The 13,031-nt window shown below is 63.3% G+C and carries 13 protein-coding genes; 2 read left to right on the top strand and 11 right to left on the bottom strand.

The genetic code is table 11. From position 1 onward, the window contains the following. Position 1 precedes the first annotated feature (1 nt). Positions 2–1,102 (top strand): ABC transporter ATP-binding protein, encoded by a 1,101-nt coding sequence (locus ACYHH6_RS06050; protein ID WP_352582647.1) that lies wholly within the window; start codon positions 2–4, stop codon positions 1,100–1,102. Here the strand turns inward: ACYHH6_RS06050 and ACYHH6_RS06045 are convergent. From ACYHH6_RS06045 to ACYHH6_RS06000, 10 genes are all read right to left on the bottom strand, one after another. Beyond that, entirely contained in the window at positions 1,095–2,681 is a 1,587-nt protein-coding gene (locus ACYHH6_RS06045) for an FGGY-family carbohydrate kinase (RefSeq protein WP_352582649.1), read from the bottom strand. The genes ACYHH6_RS06050 and ACYHH6_RS06045 overlap by 8 nt on opposite strands. Next, positions 2,678–3,361: an HAD family hydrolase gene (locus ACYHH6_RS06040; protein WP_203277611.1), complete on the bottom strand. Its 684-nt coding sequence runs from the start codon at positions 3,359–3,361 to the stop codon at positions 2,678–2,680. The genes ACYHH6_RS06045 and ACYHH6_RS06040 overlap by 4 nt, the downstream gene beginning before the upstream one ends. A gap of 11 nt (positions 3,362–3,372) precedes the next feature. Next, positions 3,373–4,851: a mannitol dehydrogenase family protein gene (locus tag ACYHH6_RS06035; protein ID WP_352582651.1), complete on the bottom strand. Its 1,479-nt coding sequence runs from the start codon at positions 4,849–4,851 to the stop codon at positions 3,373–3,375. A gap of 88 nt (positions 4,852–4,939) precedes the next feature. Then, positions 4,940–5,710 carry an L-iditol 2-dehydrogenase gene (locus ACYHH6_RS06030; RefSeq protein WP_352582653.1) on the bottom strand — a complete coding sequence of 257 codons (771 nt, stop codon included), beginning with the start codon at positions 5,708–5,710 and terminating at the stop codon, positions 4,940–4,942. After that, positions 5,707–6,711, bottom strand: coding sequence for an ABC transporter ATP-binding protein (locus tag ACYHH6_RS06025; RefSeq protein WP_112560003.1), 1,005 nt, complete (start codon positions 6,709–6,711; stop codon positions 5,707–5,709). Before ACYHH6_RS06025 ends, ACYHH6_RS06030 begins: the two co-directional genes overlap by 4 nt. Positions 6,712–6,818: 107 nt before the next feature. Next, a complete protein-coding gene (locus ACYHH6_RS06020; RefSeq protein ID WP_352582655.1) occupies positions 6,819–7,643 on the bottom strand; it encodes a carbohydrate ABC transporter permease in 825 nt (274 codons plus the stop codon). 11 nt (positions 7,644–7,654) lie between these two features. Next, on the bottom strand, positions 7,655–8,527 hold the full coding sequence (locus ACYHH6_RS06015) for a carbohydrate ABC transporter permease (protein WP_352582657.1): 873 nt from the start codon (positions 8,525–8,527) through the stop codon (positions 7,655–7,657). Between the two features lie 119 nt (positions 8,528–8,646). Further along, positions 8,647–9,957: an ABC transporter substrate-binding protein gene (locus tag ACYHH6_RS06010; RefSeq protein WP_352582659.1), complete on the bottom strand. Its 1,311-nt coding sequence runs from the start codon at positions 9,955–9,957 to the stop codon at positions 8,647–8,649. Between the two features lie 229 nt (positions 9,958–10,186). Beyond that, entirely contained in the window at positions 10,187–10,417 is a 231-nt protein-coding gene (locus ACYHH6_RS06005) for a hypothetical protein (protein ID WP_112559999.1), read from the bottom strand. Positions 10,418–10,647: 230 nt separating this feature from the next. After that, complete coding sequence (locus ACYHH6_RS06000; protein ID WP_352582661.1) at positions 10,648–11,556, bottom strand: LysR substrate-binding domain-containing protein; 909 nt, start codon at positions 11,554–11,556, stop codon at positions 10,648–10,650. A 110-nt stretch (positions 11,557–11,666) separates the two neighbouring features. On the opposite strand from ACYHH6_RS06000, the gene ACYHH6_RS05995 reads away from it, so the two are divergent. Next, positions 11,667–11,852, top strand: a complete 186-nt coding sequence (locus tag ACYHH6_RS05995; protein WP_352582663.1) for a hypothetical protein — start codon at positions 11,667–11,669, stop codon at positions 11,850–11,852. 23 nt (positions 11,853–11,875) lie between these two features. On the opposite strand, the gene ACYHH6_RS05990 is transcribed toward ACYHH6_RS05995, so the two are convergent. Further along, a complete protein-coding gene (locus tag ACYHH6_RS05990; protein ID WP_112559996.1) occupies positions 11,876–12,835 on the bottom strand; it encodes a sugar-binding transcriptional regulator in 960 nt (319 codons plus the stop codon). Positions 12,836–13,031 lie beyond the last annotated feature (196 nt).

Below are 13,031 nucleotides of genomic sequence, written 5' to 3'. Positions count from 1 at the left end.
CATGTCCGCGATCGTTTGTTCCCATGTCGACAAGGCGTACGGCGCCACCACCGTCATCCGCGACCTGAACCTCAGCATCGAGGAGCATGAGTTCGTCGTCTTCCTCGGGCCTTCCGGCTGCGGCAAGTCGACCTTGTTGAGGATGCTGGCCGGGCTGGAGGATATCAGCGGCGGCGAGGTGTCGATTGGCGGCAGAGTGGTCAACGATCTCGAACCCGGCGATCGCGGCATCGCCATGGTGTTCCAGAACTATGCGCTCTACCCGCACATGACGATCTTCGACAACATCGCCTTCGGCCTCAAGCGGCAGAAGGTGCCCGCGGCCGAGATCCAGAAGCGGGTCGAGGCTGTGGCCAAGACGCTGGGCCTCGAACCTTACCTCGCCCGCAAGCCGACGGAGCTTTCCGGCGGCCAGCAGCAGCGCGTGGCGATTGCGCGCGCCATGATCAAGACGCCAAAAGTGTTTTTGTTCGACGAGCCGCTGTCCAATCTCGATGCCAAGCTGCGCAACCATATGCGGGTCGAGATCGCCCGGCTGCATCAGTCGCTGAAGACCACCACCGTCTACGTCACCCACGACCAGCTCGAAGCGATGACGCTGGCAGACCGCATCGTGTTGCTCAAGGGCGGCGTCATCGCGCAGATCGGCTCGCCGGCGGAGATTTACAGGCAGCCGGGCAATCTGTTCGTCGCCGGCTTCATCGGCACGCCGAACATGAATTTCATTGACGTGGCGGTCGGTCAAAAGGACGACCGCTGGGCGCTGACCGGCGCCGGCACGACCTTTTCCATCGAAGGCTCCGGTTTCGACCTGCGAGGCGTCCATCGCGCGGTGCTTGGGGTCCGGCCTCCGGACCTGAAGACCGCCGACGCCGGGGACAGCACCAACCTCCTGCAAGGCACCGCCGATCTCATCGAGTTCCATGGCAATGACGCACTGGTGACGTTCGCCTGCGGCGGCAAGGAGGTCAGCGCGCTGGTGCCGGCCCGCGAATGCCCGGCGTTGCGCGCGCCGGTGCGTTATACATTCGAGGAGGAGAGCGTCCACCTGTTCGACGCGACGTCAGGTGTATCCTTGCGCAGAGCGCAGAAGCCTAGCTGATCGCGTCGAGCGCCTGCCGCTGCCGGTGCATTTCGAGAAAGATCTTGTAGTCGCGGTCGAAGCGGCCTGAAGCGGCCGGGTTCGAGGCCCGCGTTCTGCCGCCTTGCTGCATGGCGACGCAAGCGGCGTTCAGGTCCGGAAACAGTCCGGCGGCGGTGGCTGCGACCATGCCGGTGCCGAGCAGCACCGCTTCGTCGGCCAGCGGCTCGATCACCGCGCAGCCGGTGGCGTCGGCATAGAGCTCCATCAGCAACGGGTTCTTGGTGTGGCCGCCGGTGACATGCAGCGTGTCGATCAAGTAGCCGTTCTCGTTCAGCGCCTCCAGCACATGGCGCACGCCGAGCGCGATGCCGACGGCGGTGCGCCAATAGAGCTTGCACAGGCTGTCGAAGGAGGAATCCAGCGTCAGCCCGCTGACCACGCCGACGGCATGCGGATCGGCAAGGGGCGAGCGGTTGCCATGGAAATCCGGCAGTACGTGCAGCCTGGCGGCGAGCTTGTCGCCCTCGGTGGCGCGCAGTTCGGCGACGCGCCTGGCAATTTTGGCATGCATGGCTGCATCCGGCTCGCCGCCGGCGCCATGCCAGCGGATGATGTGGTCGAGCAGCGCGCCGGTGGCTGACTGGCCGCCTTCCGATAGCCAGAGTTTTGGAAGTGCGGCGCCATAGTAGGGACCCCAGACGCCGGCAAAGGGTTGCGGGTCGGGCGACATTGCCATGACGCAGGACGAGGTGCCGGCGATCAGCGCCAGATGCCGGCCGATATTCTGTTGATCGCCGGCAAAGCCGCCGAGCACGCCGAGCGCGCCGGCATAGGCGTCGATGACGCCGGCGCCGACCCGGCAGTTCTCGGTCAGGCCAAGCTCGGCCGCCGCATCGGCCGAGAGCGTGCCGATATCGCCGCCGACCGCGCTTGCCTTCTCCGGAAGATTGCCATGCTCGAAAAGATCGCCAAGCCCGACGGTCTCGAAGAAATCGCGCCGCCAGCCGGTTTCTTCATGCGCCAGATAGGTCCATTTGGCGGTCAGCGTGCATTGCGAACGCGCCAGCGAACCGGTCGCCTTCCAGGTCAGGAAATCGGTGAGATCAAATAGATAGCCGGCTTCATGCCATGTGCCGGGCAGATTGCGCTTCAGCCACATCAGCTTCGGCGTCGCCATCTCCGGTGACATGACGCCGCCGATATAGTCGAGCACGGCGTGGCCGCTTGCCGTGCACTCGTCGGCTTCGGCAATGGCGCGATGGTCGAGCCAGACGATGGTGTCCCAGCGCCGCTCCCCCGTCACCGACACGCTGAGCTGGCCGCCATCCCTGTTCAGCACCACCAGCGAGCAGGTGGCGTCGAACGAGATGCCGACAATGTCTTCAGCTGACACGCCGGCCTTTTCGCGCGCGGCGCGCACCGCGATGCACACTGCCGACCAGATATCCTGCGAATTGTGCTCGGCGTGATCGGCCTTCGGCTGGTTCATGACGATCGGATGCTCGGCGCGGCCGAGCAAGGTGCCTGACGTGTCGAGAATGCCCGCGCGGGCGCTCCCGGTGCCGACATCGACCGCGCAAACGAAGCTTTTCGTCAAGATGCTTTTACTCTCGCTCCCAGGCCTGCAATCAGATCGGGCAATTGCAGCATGTCAGCGAATATAAAGTCCGGTTCACTCGACGCAAGCCGCGCTTTCAAGGCCGGGTTGCCGGCGTGCGAACCGCCGGTGAAGGCAAAGACGCGCATGCCGGCGGCCCGGGCCGCGGCGATGCCGGCCGGGCTGTCCTCGACGACAAGGCAGCTGCTCGGATGGGCCCGCATCGAGGCGGCGGCGTGGAGAAAAAGATCGGGCGCCGGCTTGCCGCGCGCGACCATGGCGGCGCTGAACAGATGTGGCTCGAGCAGGCCAAGCAGGCCGGTGACGTCGAGCGCATAGCGGATGCGGTCGAGCGTGCCCGAGGAGGCGACGCAGCAAGGTGCGCCCAGTTTCGGCAGGACCTCCCTGATCCCGGGTATCGGTTTCAGCTCCTCACGGAATTTGCGCATCAGTTCGACGCGCATGTCGGTCAGCTGACCGTCGGTGATGTCGATCGCGAAATCGCGGCCGAGAATTTCGCGCACGCTTTTCATGCTCTTGCCGAGGAAGTGCTCGTAGGCGGCGTCCTCGCTGACCGAACCGCCGGCAGCCGTGATCATGCCAAGCAGGGCCGAGACAGACAGCGCCTCGCTGTCGACCAGCACGCCGTCACAGTCGAAGATGACCAGTTCGGGCGTCATTGCGGCTCGCGTCAGAGCTTGCCGGCGATGTAGCGCGTCAGCGTCGCGCGCGCCCCATTCGCCCACAGAACGTTGAGCGCATGGGCAAAGGCCTCGGCGAACGGCGCCGAGCGGCCGACATCGCCATAGATGTCCTCCATCGCAAGCCAGGCGCCGGGCTTGTCCTTCGCCGCCTTGGCCGTGGCCTGCAGCCGGTCCCAGCCCGGATCGTTGGCCTCGATGACGGCGCCGCTGTCGGTGGTGCCGAAGCAGTAGCGGCACCACAGTGCCGATTCCAGCGCGAGACCCGCAACGCTTTTGCCTGCTTTCAGCCGGTCGGCGATGGTTGGGATGATGAATTTCGGCTGCCGGTTGGAACCGTCGAGGCAAAGCCTTCGGATGGTGTCACCGATCTTCGGGTTGGAGAAGCGGTGCTCGATGAGCTCGTAATAGTCCTCCAGCACGGTATCCGGCACTGGCGGCACGGTCGGAATGATCTCGTCATGTTCGAGCTTGGCGAGGAAGCCGCGCACCAGCGGCTCCTGCATTGCCTCATGGACGAAATGGATGTCCATCAGTCCTGCTGGATAGGCGATGGTGGCATGGCCGCCATTGAGGATGCGGATCTTCATCAGTTCGTAAGGCGCGACGTCCTTGACGAATTGGACGCCGACTTTCTCCAGCGGCGGACGGCCGTCAGTGAAATGGTCCTCCAGCACCCATTGCTTGAACGGCTCGCAGAACACCGGCCAATTGTCCTCGAGGCCGAACTCCGTCGCCAGGATGCCGCGCTCGCGATCGGAGGTGGCCGGCGTGATGCGATCGACCATGCCATTCGGGAAGGCGACGTTGTCGCTGACCCAGTTGGCCAGATCTTCGTCAATCAGGTGGGCAAGGCCGATGACGCCGTCCGACGTGACATGGCCGTTGTGGGGGATGTTATCGCAGGACATGACGGTGAACGGTACGATGCCGTCGGCGCGGCGGCGCATCAGCCCGGCCAGGATGAGGCCGAACACCGTCTTCGGCGTCGTGCCGGCCTGCGCGTCGGCGACGATGTCGGGATGGGTCGGGTTGAACTTGCCGGAGGCCGGATCGATGAAATAGCCGCCTTCGGTGATGGTCAACGAGACGATCTTGATGGCGGGATCGGCAAGCTGGTCGATGATGGCATCCGCATCGCCGGGCGTCAGGAAGTCGATCATGACGCCGGTGACGCGGGCGCTCATATGGTCGGAATCCTGCTCGACCACGGTGGTCAGCCAGTCCTGCTCCTGCAGCTTGCCACGGCCGATTTTCTCGCCCTCGAAGACGCCGGCGCCGATCAACGCCCAATCATGACCAATGCCCGCATTGAAGAGTTCGTCGAGATAGACGGCCTGGTGCGAGCGGTGGAAATTGCCGACGCCGAAATGGACGATGCCGGCTTTGAGCCTGGCGCGGTCATATCTGGGACCGGCAACCTTGGCGGGGAGCTTGGCGAGGATGGAGGAAGAGAGTTTCATGGTCATCTGCTTTTACCCTTTGGCCGGGCTGCGGCCTGCGTAATCCCGGCCTCTTCTCCCCGTGGAGGGACGGGGAGAAGAGTGCCTTCGCCCCTCAACTCATCCACTGGCCACCATCGACATTGTAGGTCTGGGCGACGATGTATCCGGCGTCATCGCTGGCCAGGAACACGGCCATGCCGGTCAGGTCCTCCGGCTTGCCCATGCGGCCGTAAGGCACGCCCTCGCCGACCAGCCGCTTCTTCTCGCCCTTCGGCCGGTTCTCATACTTGGCGAACAGCGCGTCGACCTCATCCCACATGTCGCTGTCGACGACGCCCGGCGCGATGCCATTGACGTTGATGCGGTGCTTGATCAAGTCGAGCCCTGCCGACTGGGTGAGCGAAATGACCGCGGCCTTGGTGGCGCAGTAGACAGCGACCAGCGGCTCGCCGCGCCGTCCGGCCTGGCTGGCGATGTTGATGATCCTGCCGCCCTTGCCCCTTGCGATCATCGACCGGGCCGCGGCCTGCAGCATGAACAGCGTGCCGGCGACATTGACCGAGAACAATTTGTCGTAGCTCGCCTTGGTGATCTCGATGATCGGCGCCAGGTCGAACAAAGCGGCGTTGTTGATCAGTATGTCGAGGCCGCCGGTTTTTGTCTCGACCGCCTTGACCGCCGCCTCGATCGAAGCGAGGTCGGAGACGTCGAGCCTGACCGCATAGGCCTTGGCGCCAATCTCGGAGGCAGTCTTTTCGGCAGCCGCCAGATTGATATCGGCAATGGCGACGGTCGCGCCCTCGCGCACATAGGCTTCGGCGAAGGCCCTGCCGATGCCGCGCGCGGATCCGGTGATCAGCGCCGATTTGCCTTTCAGCCTCACTGCGTCAGCGCCTTTCCGTCGGGGCCGAAGCGATGCATCCGAACCTTGTCGGGCGTGAGGTAAATGGTGTCACCGTGACGGACGGGCATTTCGCCGTCGGCGCGCACAGTCAGCGTGCCGACGCCATCGGCCTGGACGTGCAGGAAGGTGTCGGATCCCAGATGTTCGGCAACACCAACAGTGGCTTTCCAATCGCCCGCCGTGGTCGAGATGTTCATGTGCTCGGGACGGATGCCGATGGTCTTGGCGTTGTATTTGGCGGCCGGCGCGCCTTCGATCAGGTTCATCTTCGGCGAACCGATGAAACCGGCCACGAACAGGTTCTTCGGCGACTTGTAGAGCTCCATCGGCGAGCCGACCTGTTCGATGTTGCCGGCGTTGAGCACGACGATCTTGTCGGCCATGGTCATGGCTTCGATCTGGTCGTGGGTGACGTAGATCATCGTCGTCTTGAGCTGATGGTGCAGTTCGCTGATCTCGAGACGCATGGTACCGCGAAGTGCTGCGTCAAGGTTGGACAGCGGCTCGTCGAACAGGAAGGCCGAAGGCTGGCGCACGATGGCGCGGCCGATGGCTACGCGCTGGCGCTGGCCGCCGGAGAGCTGGCCGGGCCGGCGCTCGAGGTAGTTGGTGAGGTTCAGCACCCGGGCCGCGTCCTTCACCTTCTTGTCGATCGTCGCCACATCCTCGCCCGCCATCTTCAGCGGGAAGCCGATGTTCTTGGCCACCGTCATATGCGGGTAGAGCGCATAGGACTGGAACACCATGGCCAGCTTGCGCTTGGCCGGCGCCTCGCCGGTGACGTCGCGGCCATCGATGTTGATGGTGCCGCCGCTGGTGTCCTCAAGGCCGGCGATGAGGCGCAGCAGCGTGGACTTGCCGCAACCCGACGGACCGACGAAGACGACGAACTCGCCATTCTCGATGACCAGGTCGAGGCCTGGAATGATGACCGTCGATCCGAAATGCTTGGAGACGTTCTTGAGCGTGATGTTTCCCATGGTTTCCTCCCCGAGGGGTAACTATTTGGTTTACGCAATTCCGGACGGAAAACCGCTACACACTTTTCCTGGAATTGCTTTAGCCGGTTGCTTCAGGCAGTTTCGGTTTACTTCACGGCTCCGAACGTCAGGCCGCGCACCAGCTGCTTCTGGCTGAACCAGCCCATGATCAGGATCGGGGCGATCGCCAGCGTCGAGGCCGCCGAAAGCTTGGCCCAAAACAGGCCTTGCGGGCTTGAGAACGAACTGATGAAGGCCGTCAGCGGCGCGGCCTCAGTGGTGGTCAGACGGATGGTCCAGAACGCTTCGTTCCATGCCAGGATGATGTTGAGGAGCATGGTCGACGCTATGCCTGGTATCGCCATCGGGGTCAGCACATAGGCGATCTCGCCCCACAGGGTAGCGCCGTCCATGCGCGCCGCTTCGAGGATTTCGCCAGGGATTTCGCGGAAGTAGGTGTAGAGCATCCAGATCACGATCGGCAGGTTGATCAGCATCAGCATGACCATCAAGCCGATGCGGCTGTCGAGCAGGCCGGTGTCGCGGAAGATCAGGTAGATCGGGAACAGCACCGCGACCGCCGGCATCATCTTGGTCGAGAGCATCCACATCAGGATGTCCTTGGTCCGTTTGCCCGGCGAGAAGGCCATCGACCAGGCGGCCGGAACCGCGACGATCAGGGCCAGGATGGTCGAGCCGACCGAGAGCAGCACCGAGTTGAAGAAGAACTTGAAATAGCCGCTCTGCGCCTGAACCTCGGTATAGCTCTCGAACGTCCCCGACGGGATCAGGGCGAAGCCCTGGATGGCCTCCTGCTCCGACTTGAACGAGGTGATGATCGTATAGAGGATCGGGAAGAAGATCAGCAGCGCGACGATCCAGGCGGCGCCGGTCGCAATGACCTTGTGTTGGGTGGTGACTGCACGTGCCATCGTATCCTCCCTTACTTGTCCAGGTTCTTGCCGACCGCGCGCATGGCGAAGAAGGCGACGATGTTGGCGAGAATTACGGCGATGACACCGCCGGCGGATGCCTGGCCGATTTTGAACTCCAGCAGCGCCTTCTGGTAGACGAGGAAGGGCAGGTTGGTGGAGGCGTAGCCGGGGCCGCCATTGGTGGTGACCAGGATCTCGGCATAGACCGACAGCAGGAAGATGGTCTGGATCAGGATGACGACGGTGATGGCGCGCGACATGTGCGGCAGCGTCAGATAAATGAAGCGGCTGACGAAGCCGGCGCCGTCCATCTCGGCGGCTTCCTTCTGCTCACCGTCCAGCGACTGCAGGGCAGTCAAAAGGATCAGCGTCGCGAAAGGCAACCATTGCCAGGCGACGATGATGATGATTGCCGTCATCGGATGCTGCCCGAACCAGTCGATCGGTTGAGCCCCGAAGAAGCGCGCAATGTCGGCAAAGACGCCGTATTGCGGGTGCATGATCATATTCTTCCAGACAAGCGCCGCCACCGGCGGCATAACGAAGAACGGTGAGATGACGAGGATGCGCACGATCCCCTGTCCCCACATCGGCTGATCGATCAAAAGCGCCAGCAGGATGCCGCCGATGACGGTGATCAGCAGCACGCTGCCCACCAGAACAAGCGTGTTGAGGATCGACTGCAGGAAGGCCGGGTTGGAATAGAACAGCGCGTAGTTGGAGAAGCCGACGAAGCCGTCGCGGATCGGATTGAGCGGATTGTACTGTTGGAAGGAGAACCACAGGGTGATGACCAGCGGCACGATCATCCAGACGAACAGCAGCACCACGGATGGCGCCATCATGAAGCGGGCAAGCGAACGGGTCTGCTGAGTAGCCATGACGGTCACCCTTCAAGGTCAGCCAAATTTTCAAGTGTGTGAAAGGGGCCGCCCGAACTGGGATTCGGGCGGCCGTTGCCGGCCAGGAAGGCGGCCGGCAGTCGGCACCGGGAGGAGCCTTACTTGATATAACCGCCTTCGGTCATCGTTGCCGTGGCGGCGTCCTGGGCTTGCTTGAGCGCATCGTCGACGCTCGACTGGCCGGCAAGTGCCGCCGAGAACAGCTGGCCGACGGTGGTGCCCAGCCCCTGGAACTCGGGGATGGCGACGAACTGGACGCCGACATAGGGCACCGGCTTGACGGTCGGGTGTGTCGGGTCGGCGGCGTTGATGGAGTCCAGCGTCATCTTGGCAAAGGGCGCCGCCTTCTGGTACTCGGCATTGGCGTAGAGCGAGGTGCGCGTTCCCGGAGGAGCGCTGGCCCAGCCTAGCTTGGAAGCGACGAGCTCGGAGTAGTGCTTGCTGGTTGCCCAGGAGACGAACTTCTGCGCCGCGTCAGCCTTCTGCGTACCGGCCGGAATGGCCAGCGACCATGCCCACAGCCAGTTGCCGCGCTTGCCGAGACCGGTGTCAGGCGCGAGCGCATAGGCAACTTTGTCGGCGACCTTCGAGCTCTTGGGGTCAGAGACCATGGATGCGGCGACCGTGGCATCGATCCACATGCCGCACTTGCCCTGCTGGAACAGCGCCAGGTTTTCGTTGAAGCCGTTGGACGAGGCGCCCTCGGGGCCGTCGGCCTTCATCAGGTCGACATAGAACTGCAGCGTGTTCTTCCATTCCGGCTGGTCGAACTGCGGCTTCCAGTTCTCGTCGAACCAGCGCGCGCCGAAGGAGTTCGACATGGCGGTCAGGAAGGCCATGTTCTCGCCCCAGCCGGCCTTGCCGCGCAGGCAGACGCCGTTCACGCCATTGGCGCGGTCGGTCATCTTGTCGGCGGCCTGCTTGATGAAGTCCCAGGTCGGGGCGTCGGGCATGGTCAGCCCGGCCTTGTCCATCAGGTCCTTGCGGTACATGACGAAGGAGCTTTCGCCGTAGAACGGTGCTGCATAGAGCTTGCCGTCGACCGAAAGGCCGCCGGCAATGGCCGGCAGGATGTCCTTGGCGTCGTAGTCGTCGCCGAGCTTGTCGAGCGGCAGCAGCCAGCTCTGCTTGGCCCAGATCGGAACCTCGTAGGTGCCGATGGTCATGACGTCGTACTGGCCGCCCTTGGTGGCGATGTCAGTGGTGACGCGCTCGCGCAGCACATTCTCTTCGAGCGTGACCCAGTTGAGCTTGATGTCGGGGTTCGCCTTGGCGAAGTCGTCCGTCAGCGTCTGCATGCGGATCATGTCGGCGTTGTTGACGGTGGCGATGGTGATGGATTCGGCATGCGCGGCGAAAGCGAAAGCGCTGGCCGACAACAGGCCCAGAGTGAGCGTGCGAAGTTTCATCAAATTCCTCCCATGAACCAAGATGAGCATTTGCCTTGGTGCTGAGCAATTACTCACCTGGCATTAATTATGTCAAGCCGGATTCGATGCTGCAGCGCAGCAAGCGCGGGTGCCGCGCGGTGTCGGGCGGGGAGAGAATATTGAATGGTTTCGGGGTAGCCCGTCGGGGCGCGAACATAAGGGCGGCTTGCCATCGCAACCCCATCAATCATGGAGCTAGGGCCAGCCCTCAGCCGTGGGCCGGGTAGCTTCCGATGGAATATTCGAAAACCCGGCCGTCGCGAGTTTGATTGGCTCTGGTCAGCGTTTCCGTCACCCGGATCCAGCTAGGTTCGTCCTTGCGCAGCCTGACTTCGCGGCCGATTGCCTTTACGGCAGCTTGAAATGGCGTGAATGCTTCGATCGCGTGCGTCACGCGCACGGTGTTGTTTTCGATTTCTTCAACGCGATAGACTTTCATCAGCCCGCTGATCGGTCCTGTTTTCAATCTGCACAGGATTGATCCCGTTCAATTGGGTCGTCACAAGCACAAGCCCAAGCCAGGCAGGCGATATCGACAGTGTTTTTCTCAGGCTTGGTTAACCGGGCTGCCCGATAGCCTGCTTGTCCCCGAAAAGCGAAGCTTTCGTGGATCTGCGACTCGACCTTGCAGAGTTCACTCCCGGAACCATTCCGCGAATCGCTCGGGCCTTATGTGCAGGCGATCTCGGCCAGGATCCAGTCGCGGAAGGCCTTTATCTTCGGCACGTTGCGGCGGGCCGTCGGGTAGACCAGCCAATAGGCGTGGCCGTCGTCGCCAACCAGGTCGAAGGGCTGGATCAGGCGGCCGGCGGCGAGCTCGGTCTTGAACAGCGCCGTGGTCAGGATCGCCACGCCATGGCCGGCGATCGCCGCATTCGCCTCATAAGCCTGCGCGCCCATGCTGGTGCCGGTGCGATTGGCAAGTTCGTCCGCCGGCACTCCGGCAAGGGCGAACCATTCCCGCCACCAGATGTCGCCGGGATCGAGAATGGGCAGTTTGAAAAGGTCGGCCGGTTCGTGGACGCCACCAATGCTGGCGGCGAGCGCCGGGCTGAGCACCGGGGTGAAATCGGCCTTGAACAGAAGGTGCGTTTCCACCCCCGGCCATTTGCCGCTGCCGGAGCGGATGGCGATGTCCATGTCCTCGCGGGTGAAATCGATGACCCTGTTCGAGGTATCGACGCGCACCGCCAGCGACGGGTGCGACAGTTGAAAGGAGCCGAGGTGCTGCGCCAGCCAGTTCGAGGCGAAGGTCAGTAGCGTCGACACGCAAAGCACGCCATCGGCGCCGCCGCGTGCGGCCGAATAGGCGCTGCTGATCAGGCTGAACGCCTCGCTGACGGCGGGCGCCAGGCGCTGGCCGGGTTCGGTCAGCACGATCTGGCGCGGCTGGCGCAGGAACAGCGGCGAGCCGATGCGCTCTTCCAGCAGCTTGATCTGATAGCTGGCGGCGGCCTGGGTCATGCCCAGTTCCTGCGCCGCCTTGGTGAAGGAGAGATGCCGCGCGACGGCTTCGAACACCCTGATGGCCTGCAGCGGTGGCAGTTGGGTAAGCTGTGGTGCCTTGAGTTCGGGCATAAGCCCTCCTTATGGGTCATGATCGACGTTTGATTGGAAGCAGGAGCCGATCAGACCGATATCTGGTGTGGACGATCAATCCAGTTCAAGCATAGCGGAGGCTGAAGATCATGACCACGGTACAGCAAAAGCTCCATTCGGCCCCGGCACAGAGCTGGTTTTCCGTGCTGGCGCACGAATTTTCCCAGCTTGTGAACCGCAAGCGCGGCTATGTCGACGTCCGGGAATTGTCGCCGCATCTGCAGCGCGACATGGGTTTCCTCGATGGCAACGACGTTGGCGGGCGGCATAAATAGCCGTGCCGATTTTTATCGCCAGCTCAGGCGCTGTCGAGCAGGGCCGTGGCGGTCCGCTCGTCGGTGATGAGGCCGTTGACCAGCCGCCGGTTCACCGCCGCCAGAATGCCCGGCAGCTTGCGCTCGCCCATGGCGAGCGCAATGACGAGCGATTTTTCGCGTGACGGCAAAGCGGCCGACGATACCCGGTCGTTGGTGATGCCCTCGATCATGCGGCCTTCCCGGTCGAACACCCAGCCGACGATCTCGGCGACGCCGCCGGCCTTTTGCAGCGCCTTCAATTCACTTTCCGAGATGAAGCCGTCCTCGTAGAGCGGCGCCTTCGGGCCGAGATCGCCAATGCCGACAAAGGTGACGTCGGCTTCCGCTGCGAGCGCCAGCGTGGGCTGGATCATCGGCTGGGCGAGCAGCATCTCGCGCTCTTCCGGCGACGAGGCGATGACCGGCAGCGGCATCGGGAACGAGCGCGCCTTGACCCTGTCGGCCATGGTGAAGATGACGTTGTAGAAGGCGGCAGAACCGTCGGGCGAGATGTTGCCGGTCAACGACACCACCTTGTGCTGCGAGCATTCCATCGGCGGCAACTGCTCGATCGCCGCCTTCAGCGTACGGCCGGTGCCGATGGCCATGACGATCGGCGTCGGCGACCTGAGCCGCCGCTCGATCTCGGCGGCGGCCGCCTCGGCAATGCCGATCGTGGTCGAGGACGAGGTCGGATCGCTCGGCACTACTTCGACCAGGTCAAGCGCGAAGCGCGACCTCAGCCGCGCGGCAAGGTCGAGGCAATTGGCGATCGGGTGGTCGACGCGCACCTTGATCAGCCCCTCCGATACTGCGAGCGATACCAGCCGCTGCGCAGTCTGCCGGGAAATGCCGAGCGTGGTGGCGATCTGGTCCTGCGTGTTGCCGGCGACATAGTAAAGCCAGCCGGCGCGCGCCGCCTCATCCAGCCTGTTGCTGCCACCGTCCTGCCGCGAATTCAAAGTCTTCCTCCCAGGCCCGCCCCTTTTGGGCGAAGCCCATAGTCTTGCAGGGAATGGGCCGGTGCGCAATTGTCTATGCAAAGGGCAATTGCTTGCCGCGTTGACCCGATTGCGACGAGGCAATCGCCACGGCGAAAATCGCCTGCACATGGCTTCGGCGGTTTATCTCCCGGTACAAACGCTTTAAGGGGATCGG

It is taken from the genome of Mesorhizobium sp. P171375 (assembly GCF_057786075.1).
The sequence above is the reverse complement of the archived record's forward strand: the minus strand, read 5'-3'. Positions and strand labels throughout refer to the sequence as shown.